Raw genomic sequence first — 24,466 nt, forward strand, 5'->3', positions numbered from 1 at the left:
ATAAGTTGTACTCCAATTCAACCAAAGGGAAATCTTGAATATACTACAGTCAATAATAAAAGCATATTTGAGTATAAAACTGAATTGGAAACATATACTACCATCAATGAACTCAGAAAAAAAAATCGATTTTGTTGCTTATAAAGATTATTTTGTTGGTTCAATAAGATTACATAATAGTAAAGACCTAAAATTAATCAGATTAAACAGCATGATTGAAGATGAAATCAAAATTCAGAATGAATTAAATAATTTTAAACGAGACTTGACAAAATGCAGATGAAAGCCATCCAATCCGACCTCAACGAAAAACTTTTGCAACAAGAATTTTCAATTTCTGATAGCGAAAACCTACAGCTTAAAAAATGTCAGGAGATTGCACAGAATTTTGTAGCTTTAGAAAACGGCATTGCAGTTCTCAGCGACCTTCAAAATAATAAAAGTTATGTTTATTCGGGAAAGTTGGCGGATTCGCTTGATATTTTTCAGGAAGAAAGTAAGCAGGAAATTGAAAGCATCTGGGAGGAAGAATTATTTGCAAAATTAGATACAGAAGATGTTTTGCAGAAGCATTTGCTGGAACTTCAGTTTTTTCACTTCATCAAGACCATCCCGTTTGAGGAGCACAAAGATTATTGTGTGGTGAGCAGATTGAGAATTGCTGACAACCCCAATCAGAAAGCGCTTTTGCATAAGATGTTTTATTTTACCAACCCTGATGATAAAAACGTAGAACTGGCGCTTTGCCTTTATCATTTTGATTTTCTCAACTCTTCAATTCACCACGGAATGATCATTAATACTGCGAACAGCTCGGTCATTCATCAGACCGAGGCTGGCAATTCTACATTTTTATCTGGTAGGGAAAAGGAGATTTTGAAGATGATTCAGGATGGAAAACGTAGTAAAGAAATTGCGGAACTGCTTTTCATCAGTATCAATACCGTGAATCGACATCGGCAGAATATTCTGGAGAAACTTCGGGTCAGAAATACAACGGAAGCCTGTAGCGTAGCTGCAAAGCTGAATTGGATATGATTTAAAACCAACTGCGAATCATTTAAAAATACACCTTTTTTTTAGAGGCAGACTGATGAATTTTAAATTTATCTAACGAATAATTATCGTAATTTTATGTAAACAAATCAAAAAAATGGATTTTCTAAAAGACCATTCGGTACAGAACGAGCTATTGCTCATTTTCATCTCTGTTGTTCTAGGACTTTTCATCGGAGCTGAGAGAGAATACAGAAATAAATCGGCAGGTTTAAGAACATTCATTCTGGTGTGTTTCGGATCTTGCTTGTTTACCATTCTCTCCATCAAAATCGGAGTAAAAGACCCAGACCGTCTGGCTGCGAACATTATTACAGGAATTGGTTTTCTGGGTGCAGGTGTTATTTTTAAGGGTGATAATAAAATTGACGGAATCACCACGGCGACCACTATTTGGGCTACTGCATCCATCGGAATGGCAGTGGGATCTGGTTATGTTTATTTATCATTACTGGGAACCGTTTTAGTTCTATTGATTTTGAGTTCGCTCACTTATTTACAGAATCTTATCGACAACAATCATAAAATCAGGGAATACAAAATTGTACTCAATACCTTTGAAGATGTAAAAAACTTTGAAAACCTGTTTAAAGATTATCATCTTAAATTTTTTCTGGTCAGACAAAAATTCAGTCCGGAAAATATTGCAACAACATGGATACTGACGGGAAAACATAGCAATCATGATCAATTCATAGAAAAGCTGAGAAGTGACAAAACAGTAAATGCTTATGAGTTTTGACCTTAAAAATTGACATGTAAACATGAAATAAAAATACTCTAATTCAATAATTTTGGATTTATTTTTCGCTAAAATCATTTAAAATCAGATGTAATTATTTAATTTTGTCTTTCATAATTTATGGAGAACTTATTACATTTTTATATGACCCGTTTGGGACTTTCTAGGGAAGAGGCCATGCTTCACACCGTTAAATTTGAAAGGATAGAAATTCCAAAAAAAACAATTATTCTTAAGTCCGGAGAAACAGAAAATCACCTATACTTCATTACCGAAGGGATTATAAGGTTTTTCATGCACAAAACATATCCTACAGAACCGCCAAAAGAAGTTACATTTTCTTTTATTACCAAAAACATGTTTTATAGCGCTTATGATTCTTTTATCACAAGAAGTCCGTGCCAATACAACGTTGAAACTTTGCAAAAAACCGTTGTTTATAGAATTCACCATAGTGATGTACATGATTTGTACGAAAATACAAAAGCGGGAAATTATGTAGGTAGAATTTCTGCAGAGCAGCTTTATTTAAGAAAAGCACAGCGAGAGATTTCACTCCTTACAGAAAATGCCGAGGAAAGATATCTTAAACTCATGAAGTCATATCCCGAGTACATTCTTCAAATTCCGCTAAAGTATATAGCCTCTTATTTGGGAATTACTCCACAGGCTTTAAGCCGTATTAGAAAACTAATTTCTTAACATAGGTTCATTTCACCTTATTGAGTAATACCTTATTTTTGCTATCAGTTAAGAGCACAAATGATGAGAACTTATTTACAAATTTAAGTTACATTATCAATCTAAAAACGATATAAATTCCCAAACCCTTTCAGAATGAAAATTTCGGAAGGGTTTTCTTTTTTCTAAGAAAATTAAATCCGTATTTTAGTCAAAATTTTTTCTAATGATAAAACGTACTATTTTAATTGCCTCAGCATTCTTCAGTTTTTCATGGGGAACGGCTCAGCAATATGGCGGAATGTGGATTCCCACTGAATTGAATGAAAAGGAAATGAAAGATTTGGGAATGAAAATATCAGCCAAAGATATCTTCAACACACAAAAACCAAGTATAAAAGATGCCGTGGTACAATTTAACGGAGGTTGTACTGCTGAAATAATCTCCCCGAAAGGATTACTTTTAACCAATCACCACTGCGGATATGGGCAGATTCAGGCACATTCTACTGTTCAAAACGATCTTTTATCCAACGGATTCTGGGCCAAAAATATGGAAACTGAACTTCCTAACCCAGGAGTAACAGTTGATTTTATCGTAGACATCAAAGAAGTGACTACGCAGATTTTGGAAAATACAGACAATCTTCAGGAGCCCGAACTTTCAAAGAAAATCGCAAATAATATTGAGATCTATAAAAACTCTCAGAAAACAGAGCCATATCAATCTATTTCTGTAAAATCAATGTATTACGGAAATAAGTTTTATGCTTATGTGATAGAAACCTACAAAGACGTTCGTCTGGTTGGGGCACCACCTCAAAGTATCGGAAAATTCGGAAGCGACACCGACAACTGGGTTTGGCCAAGACATACAGGAGATTTCTCAATGTTCAGAATTTATGCTGATAAAAACAACAAACCTGCAGAATACTCTAAAGATAATGTGCCTTATGTGCCAAAACATTATCTTCCGGTTTCTATAAAAGATAAAGCTGAAAATGATTTCACTTTTGTATTCGGTTTTCCGGGCAGAACCACAGAATATCTTCCTGCTATTGCTGTTGAAAAAATAATGACAGAGATTGATCCTGCGAGAATTGCAGTGCGTGACGTTGCTTTGAAAACTCTAGACGAAAAAATGCGTACTGACGACGCCACACGTATCAAATATGCATCTAAATTTGCATCTGTTGCCAACTACTGGAAAAAATGGATCGGTGAAGTTGAAGGTCTTAAAAAATCGAATGCTGTACAGAAAAAAGTAATGTACGAAGGTTCTTTGGTCGCCAAAAATCCTCAGGTCAAAATAACTTTAGACGAACTGAATCAATTGTACCAGGATCAGGCTCCTTATGCATTAAATAATGCTTACTATTCTGAAGTGGTAAGAAATGCTGAAACATTAATGCTTGCCAATCTTTATTCGAATTACATTACTTCTCTGGAAGCAGGAAGAATGGATGAAAAAGGAACCGCAGCATTCAAAAACAGACTTACATCTTTCTATAAAGATTATAGCGCAGAACTGGATGCTAAAGTGACAGCTAAACTTTTGGCTCTCTATGCTAACAAAACGGCTCCTCAATTTTTGCCTGCCGGTTTTGAGAAGTACAAAAATGAAGCCCAAAATATCACGACAATCGAAGACATCTCTAAAAACTCAGTGATTACCGGAAGATCTGCAGTCAATGGAGCTTCACTAAGCACGGATATAGACAAGGCTTTTTCTAATCAGGACAAATTAATAAAAACTATTAAGAAAGATCCTGTTTATCAGCTTTTCATGAACGTGAAAGATACGTATATGAAAACTGCAGATCCACAGTTTAATGCATTACAGACAAAAATCGATGGTTTGCAGAAAAAATACATGGCTCAGCAGATGTCAACGGATAAAGACAGAAAATTCTTCCCGGATGCCAATTCTACGCTTCGTGTAACCTACGGAAAAGTGAAAGGTTCTACACCAAAAGATGCAGTGACATATAATTATCAAACGCATCTAGCCGGAGTAATGGAAAAATATGTTCCGGGAGATTACGAATTTGATGTACCGAAGAAACTGATCGATCTGTATGATAGAAAAGATTTTGGAAACTACAAAGATAAAACCGGTGACGTTCCTGTAGGATTTACGGCAACCAACCATACAACTGGAGGTAACTCCGGAAGTCCGGCACTTGATGCGCAGGGGAATCTTGTTGGGTTAAACTTCGACAGACAGTGGGAAGGAACAATGAGTGACATCAATTACGATCCTCGTTTTAGCCGTAACATTATGGTTGATACTAAATATATTCTTTTCATCATTGATAAATTTGCCGATTCTAAATGGCTGATCAATGAGATGAAAGTTATAAAATAATAATATTTAAAATTTTATAAGAATCTATTTAAATCTCAAATTTTGAGTCATTTAGATAGATTCTTTTTTTATTTTAGTGAATCACCATAACCCAAATTACACTGTAAAGAGTGCTTTTTTGAATTACTTAAATATAGAAGATTCAAGCGAACAAGTATTCAAATTTATAAACCGTGAAACAGAGACTGATAGATCTTTTAGCCGTTTTTGAAAAGGAAAATATTGAAAAATCATTTCCTTTAGATTACTGTCTTCCCGTTTACCACTGCGTTTCTGATGAAAATCTCCCCCATCTTAATCATATTATTCAATATAAAAATGCACGACAGTTTGAGAATGATCTGGATTACTTTTCGAGATATTTTCAGTTTTTGAATTGGAATGAATTTAAAGATTTCCTTAACGGCAATTTTAAACCTCAGAAGAGAATTGCTCTGTTAACTTTTGATGATGGTTTCAGAGAATTTTATGATGTTGTGTTGCCGATTCTGGAAAGAAAAGGAATTTACGCCATCAACTTTATCAATCCGGCATTCATCGACAATAAAGATTTGATGTTCAGATGTAAGGCAAGCTTAATAGTTGATAGAATCAAAACTTCTGCATCAAGAAACGTTGAAATTAATATTGAACAAGTTCTCAAAATTAATTACAAAAATAAAGATCAGCTAGATCAGATCGCAGAAAAACTTGAAGTTGATTTTGATTCTTATCTAAAAGATCAAAGACCCTATATGAACATTGATCAGCTTAAGAATCTGAAGGAAAAAGGTTTTGGGATTTCGGCACACAGTTGGGATCATCCGCTGTATGGTGAACTATCACTTGAAGATCAGCTAAAAAACACTATAAAAAGTTTAAATTTCACTAAAGAAAACGATTTTTTGCATGATGGTTTTGCGTTTCCATTTACTGATTTTGGTGTGCGAAAAGATTTTTTTGAAAATTTATTTAAAAATGAGCAGCTTTCGTACAGTTTTGGATGCGCAGGAATAAAATTAGACAGCTTTGAGAAAAATCTTCAAAGAATTCCTATGGAGACGGGAGAAACGGCTTCAAACACGGTAAAAAAAGAAATTGCATATTTTACATTTAAAAAGCTTTGGAACAAAAATACAATCATCAGGAAATGATTCATCTACAAACTTTCAATAAAAAACAACTTGATGATTTTGTATCATCCGGAGCCTTTCAAGACTACGATTTTCTTCCTATTACTGGTCACCGTGCAAAATCACACATTGAAAATCCTAAGGCAAGTGAGAGTCAAACCTTGCTTGTTTTGGCATACGATGACGACAAGCTAGCCGGATATCTTGGTTGTCTTCCAGACGATTTTAAAATTGATGGCGAAATATTTAATTACGCATGGCTTAGTACACTTTTTATCAGTAATGAATTTCGTGGCAAGAAAATCGCCCAAACCTTGCTGAATAAGGCATTTGAAGAATATCAGGGAAACATAGCCATTACAGAATTCACAAAAGAGGCCGAAAGTCTGTATAATAAAATACATGCCTTTACATACATCAACCCGAAGTCAGGTACACGATACTATTTCAGAACAGATTTACAAACCATAATTCCAGCCAAAAAAAAGAAAGCAAAACCTTTCAAACCATTTTTTAGTCTGGCTGATTCTCTTCTCAATTTTTTTATCTCCATTAAAAACGGTTTTATAAAACATCCAAGTTTTCGTTTTGAAATCCTTAATAAAATCGATGAGGAAAGTACTGAATTCATTGCAGGATTTAAGAAGAACCGAGTTGCAGAAGAGATTAATTGGGCAATTGAAAATCCGTGGATTTTAGAGGGTAATAAAGCTGATCAGAAATATTTATTTTCAAGCTACTCCAAAAGCTTCCAGTACTTTTGGGTAAAAGTCTACAGCGATGACAACAATCTGATTACCTGTTCGCTCCTTATGTTGCGAGATGGTCATCTCAAAATCCCTTATCTATTTTCAATCGCTGACTTAACACAGTTTGTGGATTTCCTAAGTTATTTTGTTGCTGAAAATAAAATAAATATGCTGACAAGTTACCAAACTGAACTCAACAAAAACATCGATTCAAACTTATCTTTTCCTAATATCCACCAGCGAAAAATCGAAAGAAGATATCTATTTCATCAGAATCTTTTAGACCGTCTTCCGAAAAATTTCGATCCCAGTTTTCAGGATGGTGACGGAGATTGTTTGATGACTTAAAGTTTAAATATTTTTCGAGTACGAACATTATCATATTGCATAATACAACTAGACACCAACTTTGAAGTTTGAAAGAATTTAATCAATATCTACTACGAATCAGTCTATTCAAGATTTCTCAGTTTTACCTCTTTTTTCAGATATGTTTTGAAATCTTCTGCGAACATCCCGATGTATGTGCCTTGTTTCAGATCTCTGTTGACTCCTGTTTTACCTAAAAGCACTGATCCTGCTTCGATTGCATTTCCTGAAGCAATACCAACCTGTCCCCATAAAGTCACGCCATCACCAATGATACAACAGCCTGCAATACCAACCTGAGAAGCAATCAGGCATTTTTTTCCAATCACGGTATCGTGGCCGATCTGAATTTGATTGTCTAAAACTGAACCTTCTCCGATAATGGTAGAATCTGTAACTCCTCTGTCGATCGTACAACCGTTTCCGATTTCTACATTGTTTTCTATGACAACGTTCCCTACAGAAATTAAACGGTCGAAATTACCATCCAATTTTCTATAATAAAAAGCGTCACCCCCTAGAACTGTGTTGGATTGAATGATGACATTATCACCAATAACGGTACGGTCTCCTATGACAACGTTGGGGAAAATGATCGTATTTTTTCCAATCGTAATGTTGTTTCCAAGTACTGCGGATGGATGAATTTTTGTTCCCTCACCTATTTCAACATCATGAAGTGTTTCTGTGAAATTATAAATTTTGGTGAAGTGGGTATTGATTTTATTAAAATCTCTGAAGGGATCGTCAGAAATTAAAAGCGCTTTTCCGTCTGGACATTCCACTTCTTTATCAATCAGAATAATGGTAGCTGCAGAGTTTAATGCTTTATCGTAATATTTTGGGTGATTAACGAACATAATCTCACCAGATTTTACTCTGTGAATTTCGTTGGTACCAAAAACCTGGAAATCTTCGGAACCTACAAATTTTGCTCCGATAAGCTCTGCAATAGTTTTCAGTTTTTGTGGCTGATGAAACGTCATATTTTTAATGATGTTTTAGTTTAATCAACCTTGTCTGTATTTAAAATTAGACAAGATTTGTTTTTCAGTGTGAGTTGCAGCCCGACTTGATAGTCCTTCGACAAGCTCAGGATAAAGTACAATTGCTGCCATAAATAAAATAGAAGTCTAAAGATGAACTTCAGACTTCTATTTATATTTTTTTTTATTTTACTCTTTCTAAGTAAGAACCGTCTTCTGTGCTTACTTTGATTTTGTCACCCGGCTCAATAAATAAAGGAACCATTACTCTAGCTCCGGTTTCAACGATTGCGTTTTTCAGAGCATTGGTAGCAGTATTTCCTTTCACACCCGGATCAGCTTCTACAACTTCCAGATAAACTGACTGTGGTAATTCTGCAGAAAGCGGAGTTTCGTCAGCTTCTTTCAAAATGATAGTCACCTCTTCACCAGCTTTCATCAGGTTTGAATTTTCAATCATTTCTTTATCTAAATACAATTGAGAGAAATCTTCGTTATTCATAAAGTGGAAACCATTCTCATCATCATAAAGATACTGGAATTTTCTGGTGATTACTTTCACTTCGTCAATCTTGTGACCTGCAGAAAACGTATTATCAATTACTTTACCGTTGGTTACTGATTTTAGTTTTGTTCTTACGAAAGCAGGGCCTTTACCCGGTTTTACGTGAAGAAATTCGATTACTTTAAAAATATCATTGCTGTATTCTATGCAAAGACCTTTTTTGATATCGTTACTTGTTGCCATTATTTATAGTATGTTATTTTTTTATTTTAATTTATAGACCTGAAGACTGAAAATTTTTCTTCCAAGCATATCCATGCCGTCAATTCTAGGTTTATAATAAGTCCCCGCATCGACCGTAGTTACTGCACGGTTATTGATTACTGTATTAAAATTGATCGTATTAATGAGAAGTCGGTCTAAATTTTTGTTGACGTCTGATGAACTTGTTAAGTCAGAATTCAAATTTGAAAAAGAAATTTTAGAATAATCCAGAATTGAATTTACATTTCTTACTGCAGTGGAATCTTTAAGATTCAAAGACATCTTTTTATTCTGCTGCGCAAAAATAAAAGAAGAAAATACGGTAAAAACTAATACTAAATTTTTCAATCTGATTCAATTTAAGTTATTCTTTCCCTGTTCCGTATCCTTTTACAATACCTCTCGGAGAGTTTTGGATAAACTGTAGAATCTCATCTCTTTCAGCTGTAGGAAGCATTTCTTTTTCAATATGTGAAACTGCCTGGGAAACGTTCATTTTCATCTGAAAAATCGCTCTGTAAATTTTTTGAATTTCAAAAATTTTATCGTTGGTAAAACCTCTTCTTCTCAAACCTACCGAATTGATTCCTGCATACGACATGGGCTCACGAGCAACTTTTACGTAAGGCGGAATATCTTTTCTTACCAAGGTACCTCCGGAAATCATTACATGTTTTCCAATTTTTCCAAACTGATGAACAGCACTTAAACCACCCATAACGGTAAAATCACCAATTTCTACGTGACCTGCGATACCACACCCGTTCACAATGATAACATGATTACCCAATACACAATCGTGAGCGATGTGAGAAGTTGCCATAATCAGACAGTTGCTTCCAATTTTAGTATAACCTAAAGCTTTGGTTCCTCTGTTTACAGTAACACATTCTCTGATTGTAGTATCATCACCGATGATAGTATGAGTATCCTCACCATCAAATTTCAGATCCTGTGGGATTGCAGAAATTACAGTTCCGGGGAAAATCCTGCAGTTTTTTCCGATTCTTGCACCATCCATAATGGTCACATTAGAACCGATCCAGGTACCTTCACCTATTTCCACATCACCTGCAATAGTAGTAAATGGTTCTACAATTACATTTTTACTGATTTTTGCACGTTTATCAACGGCGGCTAATTGATGAATCATTTAGTCAACTTTATTTTTTGCAACCTGAGCCATAAGCTCAGCTTCTACAGCTATTGTATCACCAACGTATCCGTAACCCTGCATATGCACGATCCCTCTTCTGATTGGTTCAATCAATTCGATTTTAAAAATCATCGTATCTCCAGGAACTACTTTTCTCTTGAACTTTACTTTATCCATTTTAATGAAATAAGTAGAATAGTTTTCAGGATCCGGCACACTTGCCAAAACAAGAATACCTCCTGTCTGCGCCAAAGCCTCAACCTGTAAAACACCAGGCATTACAGGCTCTTTCGGGAAGTGACCTACGAAGAAAGGTTCGTTCATCGTCACATTCTTTAAGCCTACAACATGTGAATCTGATAATTCAAGAATCTTGTCAATTAATAAGAACGGTGGTCTGTGAGGCATTAATCTCATGATTCCGTTGATATCGAATACAGGCTCTTTATTTAAATCAAAATCAGGAACGTTTTTCTTTTTCTGTAATTTCCATTGACGGTTCAGTTTTTTAGCAAACTGAGTATTTACAAAATGTCCTGGTTTGTTTGCGATAATTTTACCCTTAATTTTAACTCCACATAAAGCTAAATCACCGATTACATCCAATAATTTATGTCTTGCAGCTTCATTTGGATAGTTTAAAGTTAAATTATCAAGAATACCATTGGCTCTGATTGCCACGTGATCTTTCCCAAAAGCTTTCTTTAATTTTTCTGTTGTTTCAGCAGTAAGATCTTTATCAACATATACTATCGCATTAGAAATATCTCCCCCTTTGATCAAGCCGTGATCAAGAAGCATCTCTAATTCATGTAAAAAGCTAAATGTTCTTGCAGAAGAAATTTCTTCTTTAAACTCTGAAATATTTTTTAGAGTAGCATTCTGAGTTCCTAAAACTTTAGTCCCAAAATCTACCATTGTTGTGATTTCGTAATTATCTGAAGGGATAATGGTAATCTCAGAACCTGTTGCCGGATCGCTGTAGCTTAAAACTTCTTTTACCACCAAATACTCTCTGGCAGTTTTTTGTTCCACAATTCCTACGCTCTCGATTGCTTCTACGAAATACTTAGAAGAACCATCTAAAATTGGTGGTTCCGAAGCATCCATCTCTAAGTAAGCATTGTCGATATCACAACCTACCAATGCAGCTAAAAGATGCTCGCAAGTGTTGATTTTCACGCCAAGTTTCTCCAGAGTTGTTCCTCTTTCAGTAGCTACAACGTAGTTTACATCAGCTTCGACCTGAGGGTGACCCTCCAAATCTGTTCTTACGAAGATGAAACCTGTATTTTCTTTAGCAGGTTTGATGGTCAGTTTTACTTCTTTACCAGTATGAAGGCCAATTCCGGATAGAGTAACCTCTTCCTGAAGTGTTTTTTGCATATCACTCATTAGTCTGATCTTTTGAGTTATTCTCAAGATTATTTATTCGTTTTACGAGCACCGGAAGATTCCTGAAATGAACGTAACTTCTTAGATAGTCGTTATAGCTGATTGCCGGTGAACCGTAAACGGTCTCTCTGTCATTCACATGAGAATTCACACCACTTTGAGCCTGAATTTTCACCTGATTTCCAATTTTAATATGTCCCACGATACCTACCTGACCGCCAATCTGGTTCCAGTCACCAACAATTGTAGATCCTGCGATACCGGTTTGTGAAGCTATGACATTATTCTGACCGATTTTCACGTTGTGAGCAATTTGTATCAGATTATCGATTTTTGTTCCTTTCCCGATTACCGTTGAACCAATTGTGGCTCTGTCGATACTGCAATTCGAACCTATTTCAACATCATCTTCGATAATAACGTTGCCCAATTGAGGGATTTTTTTGAAACCTTCAGCAGTCGGCTGAAAACCAAAACCATCACCACCAATCACGGTGTTGGAATGAATCACACAATTATCGCCGATAATACAGTAATCATAAATTCTTGCACCGCTGTCAATTTTGCAGTTCTTACCAATTTTCACTCCTTTTCCGATGTAGACCTGAGGATAAATCTGTGATCCTTCACCGATTTTGGCTTTCTCAGAAATATAAGTAAATGCTCCGACATACGCGTTATCACCTACCACAGCAGTGTCGTGAATAGAAGCGCCATCTTCAACGCCTTCTTTTCTTCCCTGCATTTCCTGATATAAATTCATCAGAACCTGAAAAGAAAGGTAAGCATCTTTCACAGCAATAATCGTCTGGTTATAACTGTCTTTGGTTAAAATATTTTCCGAAACTATAAGAACGGAACAATTTGAAGTATCTAAATAATGAGAAAAACGTTCTTGGGCAATAAAAGAAAGATGCCCTGCTTCCCCACTTTCAATAGGCGAAACTCCTGTTATAAGTGCATTTTCATCACCTATAATTTTTCCGTCAATAAAACTCGCAATTTGCGAAGCTGTGAATTCCATATTCTGCAAAGATAACAAATTCTATTATTCACCAACATTTTTTAGATTGAGGAATACAGATTTTAATATTCTTTAAGAAATTTAAACTCGCTAATGTCTGGGAAACGTAAGAATATACCTTGTCGTTTTATTGGTAATCAAACCCGACAAAAGCTGGTCTTCCGATTCGTCAAGTCTTAATATTGTTCCGCTTTTCTGTAATAAAAAGATGGGCTGCTTGTCTGTGTTGTAAGGTAAAAGAGTTCTTTCAATCTCGTGTACAAGTTCGTGAGCGTTATCTATTCCCAAAAATTCATTGGTGCTTTTGATCTTTTCTTCAACAAATTTTGGATCGAAAGGCTGTGAGGAAATAATTGTTTTCGGAAGGTTACGTTGGATCACGCACTGACACCAATATGACAAAAGAAAATCCTCGGAAGTCTGCCACAATTTCATTGCATGAATAATATCATTATCATCCATTTGGGTGAATCTTTGCACATCTTCGTCGGTTTCTTCACTTTTTTCACGATTCAGAAAGTACTTTAAATTTTCCGTTGCCGGTAGATCTACTCCCTGTGAAGCCAAATATTTTGCTCTCTGTAAAATTTTAACCAAAATAAATTCCGCCAAAGCTGATGTTTTATGATAATACACCTGCCAATACATAAACATTCTTGCGGTAAGGAAGTTTTCAATTGAGTAAACACCTTTTGCATCAATCACCAGCTCGTCTTCGCAGACATTCATCATTGAGATAATTCTTTGGGTATTTACATTTCCCTCAGAAACACCTGTGAAAAAACTGTCTCTTTTTAAATAATCCAAACGGTCAACATCCAATTGTGAACTGATCAGCTGATTAAAAAACTTTCGGTGATATTTACCCTGAAACATTTCTATCGCAGTCGACAGCTGGCCGTTAAATTCATCATTTAATCTGTTCATTAATAATAAAGAGAGATTTTCATGATGCCAATCGTCCATCAGCATATTTTCTAATGCATGAGAAAACGGACCATGACCAATATCATGCATTAAGATTGCCAACATTGCCCCCTTCTCCTCCTCTACAGAAATGTCAATTCCTTTTTGTTTTAAAGTTTCCAAAGCCGTAAACATCAAATGCATCGCTCCTAAAGCATGATGGAATCTTGTATGCGTCGCTCCAGGGAAAATTAAATTTAAAAGTCCGGTCTGCGAAATCCTCCTTAATCTCTGAAAATAAGGATGTTCTATAACGTCAAAAAGAATCTCGTGAGGAATTTTAATAAAACCGTGTACAGGATCGTTGATAATTTTAAGCTTGTTCTGCATTGAAATAACTGTGAGTAATGCAAAATTAAGGTAATAAACTTAATTGAGCGAAAATTGAGAAATTAAATCAAATGAATTTTTATTAATAAATGCTTTAAAACCTAGAGATTTTAACGTATCTTCATACCACACATCATGATGGAAAATAGCGATGTTTTTTAACTTAGATTTAACTTTTAACTGCATCAAATTTGGCTTTTGTTAAAGGATTTTGGTCGCAGTTTTGATACAATAACCATAGAAAAATTAAACTTTTATGTCCGAAAAAATATTATGGATCGATGATGAAATAGATTTACTCAAACCTCATATCGTATTTTTAGAAAAGAAGGGTTACCACGTAACTCCTGTAAACAATGTGAACGAGGCTTTAGAATTGATAGATTCAGAAAAATTTGCATTGACGCTTATAGATGAAAATATGCCCGGAATTTCCGGCCTTGAAGCAATTCCGATGATCAAAGAGAAAGACAGTTCTCTGAAAATAGTAATGGTTACGAAAAGTGAGGAAGAACACATTATGGAAGAGGCTATCGGTTCTCAGATTGCAGATTACATTTTGAAGCCGGTGAATCCCAACCAAATATTATTATCATTAAAGAAAAACCTGCAGGAAGATAATCTTGTAGAGCAAAAAACGATTCTTCAGTATCAACAGGAGTTTAGAAATCTTTCCATGGAGCTTTCTTATTTGAGAACATATCAGGATTGGGCAGAATATTATAAAAAAATCGTTAACTGGGAGTTGAAATTTGACAAGGTTGCCGATAATGAATTCGCTGATTTGCTACAGTCCCAAAAAGAAGAAGCCAATATTCAGTTTGCAAAATTTATTGAAAACAATTACGAAGACTGGTTGAATGGAAATGACAAACCATTAATGAGTCACACTTTATTCAGAGACAAAGTAAAACCGGAAGTTGAGAAAGACAAAGTTCTTTTACTGATGGTTGATAATCTGCGATATGACCAATGGAAAGTAATTGAGCCATTATTCACCAAATATTACAATAAAGTATCTGAAGACTATTATTACAGTATTCTTCCGACTGCTACTCAATATGCAAGAAACTCATTTTTTGCGGGAATGCTTCCTTCAGAAATTGAAAAACGTTTTCCAGACAAATGGTTTAATGACAATGAAGAAGGAAACAAAAATGAGTATGAGCGTGATTTCTTAGAAGATCAGATGAAAAGAATTGGTCTGAATTCTAAATCAATGAAATATCTTAAAGTTCTGAATGCCGATTTTGAGAAAAAGATCTACGAAGATTTTAATCAGCATAAAAATAATGACCTGTTGGTGATTGTTTATAATTTTATCGATATTTTATCTCACGCAAAGACAGACAACCATATTGTTGACCAATTAATTAGAGATGATAAAACTTTCCGTTCTTTGACCTCCAACTGGTTTGAAAATTCATCATTAATTAAAATCATCAAATTAGCAGCGGAAAGCGTCTACAAATTAGTAATCACTACTGATCATGGAACTGTTTACGTTAAAAAACCAAGTCGTGTTGTAGGAGACAGAGAAACCTCAACTAACATCCGCTATAAAACGGGGAAAAGTTTAACGTATGATGAAAAAGATGTTTGGGCGGTAACCAATCCTGAGAAAATATTTTTACCAAAAGGAAATTTAAGTTCGAAATATATTTTCGCAAAAAACAATACTTTTCTAGCATATCCGAAAAATTACAATCACTTTGTCAATTATTATAAAGAAACCTATCAGCATGGTGGAATTTCTTTAGAAGAATGTATTATTCCAATAAGTATTTTGGAACCTAAATAGTTTTTTTCATAGTTATTATTTTGGGCTCGGGAGGAAAAAATCTTTGATTTTTTCCTCCCGATTTTTTTCAAAATGATCATAGTACTTTTGCTAAAGGTAAATACTGAAGAGAAATCGCTTTTTTTAAAGCTCATAAAATAATGATTATCCCTCTCTTAAATTCATGAAGTTCTTCTTATCAAAAACTTTCTTTTGGTATTTTTGCGATAAACAAAATAGATTTTCAATATTTTAATACATACCTCCATTTAAATGAAATTAATCACTTACAACGTCAACGGAATCAGAGCCGCTTTTACAAAAGATTTTTTGGGTTGGCTGAAAACTGCCGATCCCGATATCATCTGCATTCAGGAAAGCAAAGCCGGAAACGACCAAATAGATATCGAAAGCCTTGAGAAAATCGGTTATCACAGTTATTGGCATTCTGCTGTAAGAAAAGGCTATAGCGGCGTAGGAATTGCCTCTAAAACAAAACCTCATCATATAGAATATGGATGTGGAATTGAAAGTTATGATAATGAAGGAAGAATCATTCGTGCCGACTTTGATGGATATTCTGTAATATCAGTGTATGTTCCGTCAGCTTCTAATATTGAAAGACTTGATTTCAAAATGCAGTTCTGTCATGACTTTTTAGAATACATTAAAAATTTAAAGAAAGAAATTCCAAATCTTATTGTTTCAGGAGACTTTAACATCTGTCATGAAGCGATTGACATCCATAATCCTGTTGGTTTAAAAAACACTTCCGGGTTCTTACCGATGGAAAGGGAATGGATGACGAATTTCATTAATGAATGTGAATTGATAGACAGCTTCAGGTTTTTTAATAATGAGCCTGATAATTATACGTGGTGGAGCTACAGACAGAACTCAAGAGCCAATAACAAAGGATGGAGACTTGATTATAATTTTGCCTCATACTCTTTGAAGGATAAACTTTCGCGAGCGGTAATCTTAAAGGAAGCGGTGCATTCTGATCACTGTCCCGCGATGATTGAATTAGACCTCTAGAAAACAGTAAAGCCAGCTAAATTAGCTGGCTTTATTTAATTTTAAGAATCGTATTAAATTTAATCGACAATTTCGTACTCTACTGGGATAATACCTTTACTGATTCCCCCAATTTCATCGAACGCTGCTTTAGACATATCTAATGCTCTTGATGAATGAAAAGGCCCTCTATCATTAATCGTTACAATTACCTCTTCTCCATTGTTCAGATTGGTTACCTTAATTTCGGTTCCAAAAGGAAGCGTTCTGTGTGCTGCAGTTAATTTAGAATTACTAAAAATTTCTCCGCTTGCTGTTTTTCTACCATTAAACTTGTCGTGGTAGTACGACGCATAACTTGTTTTCTTCGCATCTTCGGTACTATTTTTGAAAGAATAAATACCTAGTGTTGAAATCATCATTATGATTACGAGAATGAATCTTTTCATCATTTTGAATTATTTTATTGTTTGACAAGGCAAAAGTATACTGAAACTTTTTACTCACCTATTTTAAACGTTAACAACTGTTAATAAAAAGTTAAATTTATATTAATTACTGTTGTAACTTCCTATTATCAGGGCATTTAAGTGACTATGTTAAAAAACGTTAAAAAAAAAAGTTAAAAGTTAATGGAATTAACTGCTTTAAACTCACTCAGACAGCGATTTCAATTTCAACATATTTAAAATCAGCAATTTACAAAATGCAAATTTTGCTAAAATTCAATTTAAAACCCTAATAAATCTTCATCAAATAAACTTAAAAATAAAATCCGGGAATCTTTTTAAGCAAAAAACCAGTAAATTAATCACTGGTTTTTATTTCGTATCTATTTTCTCTTATCTTATACTAGTTCTCCATACAAATCAAATTCCTCAGCGGAAGTAATTTTTACATTCGCAAACTCACCAATCGAAATGTAGGTATTTTCTGCGGAAACCAAAACCGTATTGTCTACATCTGGAGAATCATATTCTGTTCGACCCACAAAATAATTGCCTTCTTTTCTGTCAAAAACACATTTATATACCTGTCCGATCTTCGTCTGGTTCTTTTCCCATGAAATCTGTGACTGCAGCTCCATGATTTCTTCCACTCTGGCTTCTTTAATTTCCTGCGAAATATCATCTTCTAAAACATAAGCGCCTGTATTTTCTTCATGAGAATATGTGAAACATCCCAATCTGTCGAATTTCTGATCTCTCACCCACTCTTTAAGTTCCTGGAATCTTTCTTCAGTTTCGCCTGGATACCCGACGATTAATGTCGTTCTAATTGCCATATCAGGTACTTTCTCTCTGAATTTATCTAACAACGCATTTGTCTTTTCGTGCGTGGTTCCTCTCTTCATTGATTTCAACAAATCTGAATTGATATGCTGAAGCGGAATATCTATATAATTACAAACTTTAGGTTCTTCTCTGATAATATCTAAAACATCTTCAGGAAAACCGCTTGGGAAAGCGTAATGAAGACGAATCCACTCAATTCCTTCGACTTTTACCAGCTCTTTTAAAAGTTCGCCTAAAGCTCTTTTCTTATATATATCTAAACCATAATACGTTAAATCCTGAGCAATTAAGATTAATTCTTTCACCCCCACTTTTGCCAGTTTCTGAGCTTCTTTTACCAATTTCTCAATCGGTGTAGAAACGTGACCACCTCTCATTAAAGGTATTGCACAGAAAGAACAAGGTCTATCACATCCTTCAGAAATTTTAAGGTATGCATAATGCTTCGGTGTTGTCGTCAATCGCTCTCCTACCAACTCGTGCTTGTAATCTGCCCCCAAATGTTTTAATAGAATAGGCAAGTCTCTTGTTCCGAAATATTGGTCAACATCGGGAATTTCCTTAATCAAATCCGGTTTGTATCTTTCAGAAAGACAACCTGTAACGAAAACTTTCTCTACTTCGCCTCTGTTTTTAGCATCAACGTACTCTAAAATGGTATTGATAGACTCTTCTTTTGCATTATCAATAAATCCGCAGGTGTTAATGACCACAATATCTCCTCTGTCCTCATGCACCACCTCTTTACCATTGGCTTTTAGCTGGCTCATCAAAACTTCTGAATCGTAAACATTCTTGGAGCATCCAAGCGTTACAATATTAATTTTCTTCTTTCCTACAGATTTTGTACGCATCTTTCTATTTTGAGTGTGCAAAGATACAAAATATAAATCTGTATCTTAAACATATAAAAACCACTTACAAATAAGTGGTTATGGTTTTCATTTTAATAATTTATCTTCGTATTTTCTTCAGAGCGGTATTTTATTTTATCACAAAACTAATAAGCCTGTTCGTCACCTTTGATTATATTATATAGTGTGAGAAAGATAATTTTTATATCCAAAAAAAACGACCAATTCTGGATATACCAAATATCTTTCTCGATGCGCTTTTCCATATCTCTATGAGAAAATATTTCACCTCTTGAACCCATCACTTGTGCCCAGCCAGTAATACCCGGTTTTACAATATGGCGAGTCATATACTTTTTAGTGATTTTAGAATATATTTCTGTCTGAGATACCATATGCGGCCTGGGACCTACTATTGACATCTCTCCGAGAAAAACATTGATAAACTGTGGCAACTCATCAATACTTGTTTTTCTCATAAAAGCTCCAAATCTTGTAATTCTTGGATCATTCTTCGTAGCAGTTTTAAGATCAGCATTGTTATTAACTGTCATACTTCTGAATTTTATGCAGCTGAATGTCTCATTATTAAGCCCTGATCTTTTTTGTAAAAAAAACACCGATGCATTGTTTTCTAATCTTATAATGACTGCAACGACGGGTATCAGCCACGACAATACAAATAATATTACAAAAAATGAAAAACCAATATCAAACGCACGTTTTAAAACTTGTTTTTTGGGGTTCGACAAAGGCTCTTTTAGCAATTTAAGAAATGGAATTTCATGAATTACATCTAGATAATTAGGCCCAAGATTACTATATTTAAAACTCGGCACCATATAAATCCGTATCATGTTATGTTCAGCAACATCTACAATTCGCTTATATAATTCAACGTCAATATGATCATCACAAAATATAATGCTCCTTATTTTAGTCTTTTCAATATCTTCAAATAATTGATTTATATCACCTAAATATTTGCTTGTAATTTTTGTACTATCTGATGCATAGGTGCCTCTGATTCCTATTGATCTCCTTAGATTGTTATTCGACAACAATGACGTCGACATATGGTTTTCCCCTATAAGTACAGTATTAAAAGAAATAGATTTCCTTCCTAATCTAACCCGGTTTTTCTTTCTATAAAGGAAGAGAAGAAATCGGGTTAAAGTCATAAAAAAACCAACCAGAACAAAATACAAAAACATATTTCTGTAGTCGATTTTCACTGAAAAAATCAAATTAAGGTAAATTAAAGAAGTAAAAATCAACAGAACGAAAGATTTTGTCAGTGCATTAAAATGTATTGACGATTCTTTGATTTTTAAACTTTTATATGGCTTTGTTATGATGGTAATAACTAACCATGATATATTGAGAAGGAGAAAATGCGCTCTGTAATCTTGGGCGAAATTCTTAGTATCAAATTCAAAAAAATATAATTTACCTACAACAAAAAAAAGATTGATAATAATATAATCACCTATCAGAAAAATTTTGGGTAAATGTTTTAAAAAATAAACTAGCATAAAATCCGGTAATTATAGTTTTTAATCATAAAAACTGTTGCACATCAACAATGATTAAGATTAAATACTTATCAAATTTCTAAATGTATTAAAAATTTTTCAAAGAAAAAACCGGTTGAATCCTGTCTTTGTCGGATAAGATAATATCTTCAGAAGGAAGCTGCCAATCGATCTCGAGCTCGGGATCATTCCAAAGAACACCTCCTTCTGACTCTTTATTATAAAAGTTGTCACATTTATATGAAAACACTGCCGTTTTGCTAAGTACAGAAAACCCATGTCCGAAACCTCTGGGAACATACAATTGCAATTTATTTTCCGCCGTTAATTCTAGAGAAAACCATTTTCCGAATGTGGGTGAATCTTCTCTTAGATCAACTGCTACATCTAAAACCTTTCCTTCTAAGCAAGACACTAATTTAGCCTGAGCTTTATCTCCCTTTTGAAGATGGAGACCTCTAAGGACCCCATAGCTTGATTTTGAAATATTATCCTGTACAAAATGACCGTTCATCCCGGTCACTTGTTCAAATTTCTGTTCGTTGAATTTTTCGTAAAAATACCCTCTGTCATCATTAAAAATAGTCGGTTCAATTATATAGCAATCTTTAAGCGGGGTTTCTTTTATCTTCATAACCTGTTTAGATTCGATATATTAAAAATAATATCTGTTTATAATTTTTTGTTCAAACACAAATATAGAATTAGTCTTGTGAAAACAAACAATTTATTTAAAATCTCTTTTATAAGTATTGATCAGCTGCAGAAAATTAGTATTCTTATTATATTCTTCAAAAACCTTTTTATAAGAATTATTACCCATTTCAAATCTTTTAGTTTTATCAAAATAATATTTTATTTTTTCTACAGCTTCGTGTTCTGTGTTATAAATAAACCCATTAAAATCTTCATTAACAGTATCTTTATTACCCATAACATTGCTCACCAAAAGAGGTTTCCTCATTGCCATTGCTTCTAATATTGCAATTGGAAGTCCCTCCCATAAAGACACTTGTATATACAAATCAAGTGTATTTATTTTTTGCAATAATTCTTTTCTCGTTCTCACCCAACCGGTAACCGTAATATTTTCCGATGTAATATCACCAATAAGCTCTCCATTACCAATCCACACAAAATCAATATTTGGGAATTTTGATGCAATTTCATTGAACATTTTGGGATTTTTCTGTGGTGTTAATCTTCCAACAGTACCGACAGTGAATCTTTGATTATTCACCGGAATATATATTTCATTCGGCAATTCAAAATCAACACCGTTTCTGATGAGAATTGTCTTAGCTATTTTTTTTGCTGTTTCAAATTCAGTATCACCGGAAGCAACGATTGTCCCTCCGAATAAAAACGGCATGACAAATTCTATTATCTTAAATAGAAAAATTTTTGGTTTTGAGATATTTTGCTGAACAAAAGAAAATCCGTGTGGTGAATAATAAACATTTTTTTTTGATACCAATCCAAGACAAGCTAGTCTACCGATTACTCCTGCTTTTGCAGAATGAAGGTGAATAATGTCTGGCTTTATTTTTTTAAGAATTTTTCGTGTTTCTCTGACAACAATCTGATCTTTTTTTAGACTGATTTGACGTTGCATATCCAATTCATAAAGAAAAATTTCCGGATGAATTTCTTTCAGAAAAAGTTCTTTATCCAATTCTACCCGATTGGGGCTATAAATCAGATGTACTTCACAATTGATATCTGACTGATGGGTAATTAAAAAATTGCTCAAATCTTTAACATAGGTATAAACTCCCCCTCCAAATGCTTCTACAAATTGAACTATTTTAATTTTCTTTTCCAAATCAAAGTGTATATTGTTAATAAATGAAAATTTGATATTATATAAATCTTACCTCACATTTTTCATCTTGAGATCGATATATAATAAACTGTTTTGGGGCTTATTGCTGGTATTGTGATTTCTGTAGTATTTTTAACAATATTAATCTTCTGACTTTTATTAAAAATCATTTTTTCCAATGGCTCTTCACGAGTGTTAGGAATCTCATAGATTTTTAAAAGTAATTTTTTGGTTGTCCCAAATACAGATTGCAAATTTTTGATTTTCACAACTGTATTGACTACTTTATTTCCACTATTATTATTTACAATAATGTAACCGCCTTTTTTATCATAGGAAGCAAATACAGATGTCTGATCATAATTAGTCCAATCTTTTACTCTGTTTTTTGTACTGTGATTGTAGATTTCATAAGCCCAATATATGGATCTGGGATTCCCATTTTTATCTAACAATCCATTCATAGAATTATTACAGTTAAAAACGCCATCACTTTCTGCCCAGCAAGCTTTGCAGGTACCATCAATACCGTTATTTTCAAAAGATTTAAAATTTTGCAAAGCTTCTGATGCAGATAACATGGAGTATTGGTTAAGTATTTCAGTCAAAACAATTTTTTTTACACCAACTTTTTGATATTTTGGAAGAATTTTGGTTCTTAATTTTATCATATCGTTACTGAAATCTTTCAAGCCTTCTTGATCCCTAAACTCATGCCAGCATAATACATCTACCCTTATGTTATTTGAGTTACAAAAATTTAGAAAATCATCCATTTCTTTTTCATTATAATTATCAAGAGATGGTCCCGTAATCATTGCTTTATCTCCTCCGGGAAGAGATCTTATTATATCATGTCCTTTTTTAAATATCTGATAAAATTCTTCTTTGTCAAAATCACCAAATCCTGCTTGGTGAAAAGGCTCATTCCAAATATCATAAATTACAGTATTTTTGAATTTCTGATATTCTGCTGTTATTAATGTTTTTAGCTTTTCAGTAGATAAAGGGTGTGGCCAATTTTTATTATTTTTTATTCCGGGATAACCGTACAAATCCGAGATTACCAAGATAGGAGTTATCCCAAAACTCCGTAGATATGTTATGTCATCTGGAGATTTGTAAGACCAGCCAATACGCCAATATTTTGGTTTGAGTTCTTTTATATTCTTTTCAAGAAGTCTTACATTATCGTAATGTAAAAACCCAGACATAGAGTTTACATTTCCAAGTTTTTTGCTAAAATCAACTTCTACTTTTACCGAGTCTTTGATTCTCTGACTTTTGACAGAAAAAAACATCAAAAAAAAGACAATAACGACAAAAAGCTTTTTATTTGAATGAGGTAAAATCATTTTTTTTAAATTTAATTAAATTAGGCATTTAGTATGTAAATATTTTCATTCAAGGATTCTAAATTATTTACAGGAAGAAATCCATCAAAAGACTCTTTTTTTTCCATAACCAAGTGATTTAATGTCTTGATTTGCCGTAGTTATAAAAAAATCTTAAAACCGAAATCCCAAAAAATGACAAAAGAATTGAAATTGTTGTTTTTTTTCGAGCATTAAAATCTTTTAAAACTTTTAATCTATATTTTTTTATCATATTAAAAATCATATTTTCATAATCACTATTTTTTTCTGTTTCAAATAAGAGATGAAATAGAAAATTTAAAATACGGCAATCAATAGCTTTTGAAAATTCAAGATTTTTTAGTTTATAAATTTCCAATTCTTCAATAATCTTCAAGAGGCTTTCATATTTTTTTTTGCTAAAAGGAGATCCTTCTATACTATTAGATCTTATTAAATAACAATAAGTTTCTTTAGTTGAAAAAGTAACTTTATCACTTTTCCGAATAAGCTTATATGTAGTTGCTAAGTCTTCATACAATAGTCCTACTGGATAACGTAATCCGTCTGAAAACAAAGATCTATGATACAATTTTGCCCAAGCACTGGTGTCAAATTTTTGTTGATAAAACATTTCTTTAACAGCGTTGTCTGAAGAAAAAACATATTCTTTTATTACTTCATTACCAACTTTTAAAACATCATCCTGTTCAAATCTAATAAAACCAGATGCCGATATTTTACAGTCATTCTTTTTTATTAATTCATACAAAGTCGAAGCATAATCCTCACTTATATAATCATCACTGTCAACAAATGTAATATATTCTCCAAATGCCACATCTATGGCTACGTTTCTAGCATCAGAAAGACCTCCGTTTTTTTTATGAATGACTTTAATTCTAGAATCTTTTTTTGCATATCTTTCACATATCTCACCGCATTGATCTGGAGAACCATCATCTACTAAAATAATTTCCAAATCTGGATAGTCTTGATTGATTACGCTATCCAAACATTTTTCTAAATATTGCTCGACATTATAAACTGGTATAATTACCGTTATTAGAGGGTTTTTCATAAATTTAGAATGTTTTTAGGT

22 protein-coding genes are annotated in these 24,466 nt (G+C 33.6%); 8 read left to right on the forward strand and 14 right to left on the reverse strand.

Annotation, left to right across the window (positions count from 1 at the left end; genetic code table 11):
• The first annotated feature begins 279 nt into the window (after window positions 1–279).
• From AR685_RS17180 to AR685_RS17205, 6 genes are all read left to right on the forward strand, one after another.
• On the forward strand, window positions 280–1,038 hold the full coding sequence (locus AR685_RS17180) for a response regulator transcription factor (RefSeq protein ID WP_047445853.1): 759 nt from the start codon (window positions 280–282) through the stop codon (window positions 1,036–1,038).
• 115 nt (window positions 1,039–1,153) lie between these two features.
• A complete protein-coding gene (locus tag AR685_RS17185) occupies window positions 1,154–1,798 on the forward strand; it encodes an MgtC/SapB family protein (protein WP_059125352.1) in 645 nt (214 codons plus the stop codon).
• Window positions 1,799–1,918: 120 nt separating this feature from the next.
• On the forward strand, window positions 1,919–2,500 hold the full coding sequence (locus AR685_RS17190; protein WP_047445375.1) for a Crp/Fnr family transcriptional regulator: 582 nt from the start codon (window positions 1,919–1,921) through the stop codon (window positions 2,498–2,500).
• Window positions 2,501–2,705: 205 nt separating this feature from the next.
• A complete protein-coding gene (locus AR685_RS17195; RefSeq protein ID WP_047445372.1) occupies window positions 2,706–4,847 on the forward strand; it encodes a S46 family peptidase in 2,142 nt (713 codons plus the stop codon).
• Between the two features lie 173 nt (window positions 4,848–5,020).
• On the forward strand, window positions 5,021–5,980 hold the full coding sequence (locus AR685_RS17200; RefSeq protein WP_059125353.1) for a polysaccharide deacetylase family protein: 960 nt from the start codon (window positions 5,021–5,023) through the stop codon (window positions 5,978–5,980).
• Window positions 5,977–7,056, forward strand: coding sequence for a GNAT family N-acetyltransferase (locus tag AR685_RS17205; protein WP_047445368.1), 1,080 nt, complete (start codon window positions 5,977–5,979; stop codon window positions 7,054–7,056). Before AR685_RS17200 ends, AR685_RS17205 begins: the two co-directional genes overlap by 4 nt.
• Before the next feature lie 104 nt (window positions 7,057–7,160).
• On the opposite strand, the gene AR685_RS17210 is transcribed toward AR685_RS17205, so the two are convergent.
• The 7 genes from AR685_RS17210 to AR685_RS17240 all read right to left on the reverse strand — a co-directional run bounded on the left by AR685_RS17210 (window position 7,161) and on the right by AR685_RS17240 (window position 13,703).
• The gene (locus AR685_RS17210; protein ID WP_059125354.1) at window positions 7,161–8,063 is read right to left on the reverse strand and encodes an LpxD N-terminal domain-containing protein; all 903 of its coding nucleotides are present in this window, start codon (window positions 8,061–8,063) and stop codon (window positions 7,161–7,163) included.
• Between the two features lie 184 nt (window positions 8,064–8,247).
• Window positions 8,248–8,811, reverse strand: a complete 564-nt coding sequence (gene efp / locus AR685_RS17215; protein ID WP_047445364.1) for an elongation factor P — start codon at window positions 8,809–8,811, stop codon at window positions 8,248–8,250.
• Window positions 8,812–8,832: 21 nt separating this feature from the next.
• Window positions 8,833–9,180: a hypothetical protein gene (locus tag AR685_RS17220; RefSeq protein WP_059125355.1), complete on the reverse strand. Its 348-nt coding sequence runs from the start codon at window positions 9,178–9,180 to the stop codon at window positions 8,833–8,835.
• A gap of 16 nt (window positions 9,181–9,196) precedes the next feature.
• Window positions 9,197–9,985 (reverse strand): acyl-ACP--UDP-N-acetylglucosamine O-acyltransferase, encoded by a 789-nt coding sequence (gene lpxA, locus AR685_RS17225; RefSeq protein WP_047445360.1) that lies wholly within the window; start codon window positions 9,983–9,985, stop codon window positions 9,197–9,199.
• Window positions 9,986–11,383, reverse strand: coding sequence for a bifunctional UDP-3-O-[3-hydroxymyristoyl] N-acetylglucosamine deacetylase/3-hydroxyacyl-ACP dehydratase (locus AR685_RS17230; RefSeq protein WP_047445358.1), 1,398 nt, complete (start codon window positions 11,381–11,383; stop codon window positions 9,986–9,988). It abuts the gene before it with no gap.
• Complete coding sequence (gene lpxD / locus AR685_RS17235; RefSeq protein WP_059125356.1) at window positions 11,376–12,407, reverse strand: UDP-3-O-(3-hydroxymyristoyl)glucosamine N-acyltransferase; 1,032 nt, start codon at window positions 12,405–12,407, stop codon at window positions 11,376–11,378. Before lpxD ends, AR685_RS17230 begins: the two co-directional genes overlap by 8 nt.
• A 90-nt stretch (window positions 12,408–12,497) precedes the next feature.
• On the reverse strand, window positions 12,498–13,703 hold the full coding sequence (locus tag AR685_RS17240; protein WP_059125357.1) for an HD domain-containing protein: 1,206 nt from the start codon (window positions 13,701–13,703) through the stop codon (window positions 12,498–12,500).
• A gap of 256 nt (window positions 13,704–13,959) precedes the next feature.
• Between AR685_RS17240 and AR685_RS17245 the strand changes: the two genes are divergently transcribed.
• Together AR685_RS17245 and AR685_RS17250 are read left to right on the forward strand one after the other, a co-directional pair.
• Window positions 13,960–15,504 carry a bifunctional response regulator/alkaline phosphatase family protein gene (locus AR685_RS17245; RefSeq protein WP_059125358.1) on the forward strand — a complete coding sequence of 515 codons (1,545 nt, stop codon included), beginning with the start codon at window positions 13,960–13,962 and terminating at the stop codon, window positions 15,502–15,504.
• Window positions 15,505–15,756: 252 nt separating this feature from the next.
• Entirely contained in the window at window positions 15,757–16,521 is a 765-nt protein-coding gene (locus AR685_RS17250; RefSeq protein WP_047445350.1) for an exodeoxyribonuclease III, read from the forward strand.
• Between the two features lie 59 nt (window positions 16,522–16,580).
• On the opposite strand, the gene AR685_RS17255 is transcribed toward AR685_RS17250, so the two are convergent.
• From AR685_RS17255 to AR685_RS17285, 7 genes are all read right to left on the reverse strand, one after another.
• A complete protein-coding gene (locus AR685_RS17255) occupies window positions 16,581–16,952 on the reverse strand; it encodes a septal ring lytic transglycosylase RlpA family protein (protein WP_047445349.1) in 372 nt (123 codons plus the stop codon).
• Window positions 16,953–17,347: 395 nt separating this feature from the next.
• Window positions 17,348–18,649 carry a 30S ribosomal protein S12 methylthiotransferase RimO gene (gene rimO / locus AR685_RS17260; protein ID WP_047445347.1) on the reverse strand — a complete coding sequence of 434 codons (1,302 nt, stop codon included), beginning with the start codon at window positions 18,647–18,649 and terminating at the stop codon, window positions 17,348–17,350.
• 146 nt (window positions 18,650–18,795) lie between these two features.
• Window positions 18,796–20,184, reverse strand: coding sequence for an exopolysaccharide biosynthesis polyprenyl glycosylphosphotransferase (locus AR685_RS17265; RefSeq protein ID WP_059125359.1), 1,389 nt, complete (start codon window positions 20,182–20,184; stop codon window positions 18,796–18,798).
• 88 nt (window positions 20,185–20,272) lie between these two features.
• Complete coding sequence (gene rfbC / locus AR685_RS17270) at window positions 20,273–20,818, reverse strand: dTDP-4-dehydrorhamnose 3,5-epimerase (protein ID WP_059125360.1); 546 nt, start codon at window positions 20,816–20,818, stop codon at window positions 20,273–20,275.
• 93 nt (window positions 20,819–20,911) lie between these two features.
• On the reverse strand, window positions 20,912–22,009 hold the full coding sequence (locus tag AR685_RS17275) for a glycosyltransferase (RefSeq protein WP_059125361.1): 1,098 nt from the start codon (window positions 22,007–22,009) through the stop codon (window positions 20,912–20,914).
• A 62-nt stretch (window positions 22,010–22,071) separates the two neighbouring features.
• A complete protein-coding gene (locus tag AR685_RS17280; RefSeq protein WP_059125362.1) occupies window positions 22,072–23,364 on the reverse strand; it encodes a GH39 family glycosyl hydrolase in 1,293 nt (430 codons plus the stop codon).
• A 118-nt stretch (window positions 23,365–23,482) separates the two neighbouring features.
• On the reverse strand, window positions 23,483–24,445 hold the full coding sequence (locus tag AR685_RS17285; RefSeq protein WP_059125363.1) for a glycosyltransferase family 2 protein: 963 nt from the start codon (window positions 24,443–24,445) through the stop codon (window positions 23,483–23,485).
• Window positions 24,446–24,466: the final 21 nt, after the last annotated feature.

It is taken from the genome of Chryseobacterium sp. JAH (assembly GCF_001507335.1).
Lineage (GTDB): Bacteria > Bacteroidota > Bacteroidia > Flavobacteriales > Weeksellaceae > Chryseobacterium.

What these genes read in the sequence shown, in the direction of transcription:
- AR685_RS17180 (WP_047445853.1), top strand. Translation starts at nt 280, where the DNA reads ATGAAAGCCATCCAATCCGACCTCAACGAAAAACTTTTGCAACAAGAA.
- AR685_RS17185 (WP_059125352.1), top strand. Translation starts at nt 1,154, where the DNA reads ATGGATTTTCTAAAAGACCATTCGGTACAGAACGAGCTATTGCTCATT.
- AR685_RS17190 (WP_047445375.1), top strand. Translation starts at nt 1,919, where the DNA reads ATGGAGAACTTATTACATTTTTATATGACCCGTTTGGGACTTTCTAGG.
- AR685_RS17195 (WP_047445372.1), top strand. Translation starts at nt 2,706, where the DNA reads ATGATAAAACGTACTATTTTAATTGCCTCAGCATTCTTCAGTTTTTCA.
- AR685_RS17205 (WP_047445368.1), top strand. Translation starts at nt 5,977, where the DNA reads ATGATTCATCTACAAACTTTCAATAAAAAACAACTTGATGATTTTGTA.
- AR685_RS17210 (WP_059125354.1), bottom strand. Translation starts at nt 8,063, where the DNA reads ATGACGTTTCATCAGCCACAAAAACTGAAAACTATTGCAGAGCTTATC.
- efp (WP_047445364.1), bottom strand. Translation starts at nt 8,811, where the DNA reads ATGGCAACAAGTAACGATATCAAAAAAGGTCTTTGCATAGAATACAGC.
- lpxA (WP_047445360.1), bottom strand. Translation starts at nt 9,985, where the DNA reads ATGATTCATCAATTAGCCGCCGTTGATAAACGTGCAAAAATCAGTAAA.
- AR685_RS17230 (WP_047445358.1), bottom strand. Translation starts at nt 11,383, where the DNA reads ATGAGTGATATGCAAAAAACACTTCAGGAAGAGGTTACTCTATCCGGA.
- lpxD (WP_059125356.1), bottom strand. Translation starts at nt 12,407, where the DNA reads ATGGAATTCACAGCTTCGCAAATTGCGAGTTTTATTGACGGAAAAATT.
- AR685_RS17240 (WP_059125357.1), bottom strand. Translation starts at nt 13,703, where the DNA reads ATGCAGAACAAGCTTAAAATTATCAACGATCCTGTACACGGTTTTATT.
- AR685_RS17245 (WP_059125358.1), top strand. Translation starts at nt 13,960, where the DNA reads ATGTCCGAAAAAATATTATGGATCGATGATGAAATAGATTTACTCAAA.
- AR685_RS17250 (WP_047445350.1), top strand. Translation starts at nt 15,757, where the DNA reads ATGAAATTAATCACTTACAACGTCAACGGAATCAGAGCCGCTTTTACA.
- AR685_RS17255 (WP_047445349.1), bottom strand. Translation starts at nt 16,952, where the DNA reads ATGATGAAAAGATTCATTCTCGTAATCATAATGATGATTTCAACACTA.
- rimO (WP_047445347.1), bottom strand. Translation starts at nt 18,649, where the DNA reads ATGCGTACAAAATCTGTAGGAAAGAAGAAAATTAATATTGTAACGCTT.
- AR685_RS17265 (WP_059125359.1), bottom strand. Translation starts at nt 20,184, where the DNA reads ATGCTAGTTTATTTTTTAAAACATTTACCCAAAATTTTTCTGATAGGT.
- rfbC (WP_059125360.1), bottom strand. Translation starts at nt 20,818, where the DNA reads ATGAAGATAAAAGAAACCCCGCTTAAAGATTGCTATATAATTGAACCG.
- AR685_RS17280 (WP_059125362.1), bottom strand. Translation starts at nt 23,364, where the DNA reads ATGATTTTACCTCATTCAAATAAAAAGCTTTTTGTCGTTATTGTCTTT.
- AR685_RS17285 (WP_059125363.1), bottom strand. Translation starts at nt 24,445, where the DNA reads ATGAAAAACCCTCTAATAACGGTAATTATACCAGTTTATAATGTCGAG.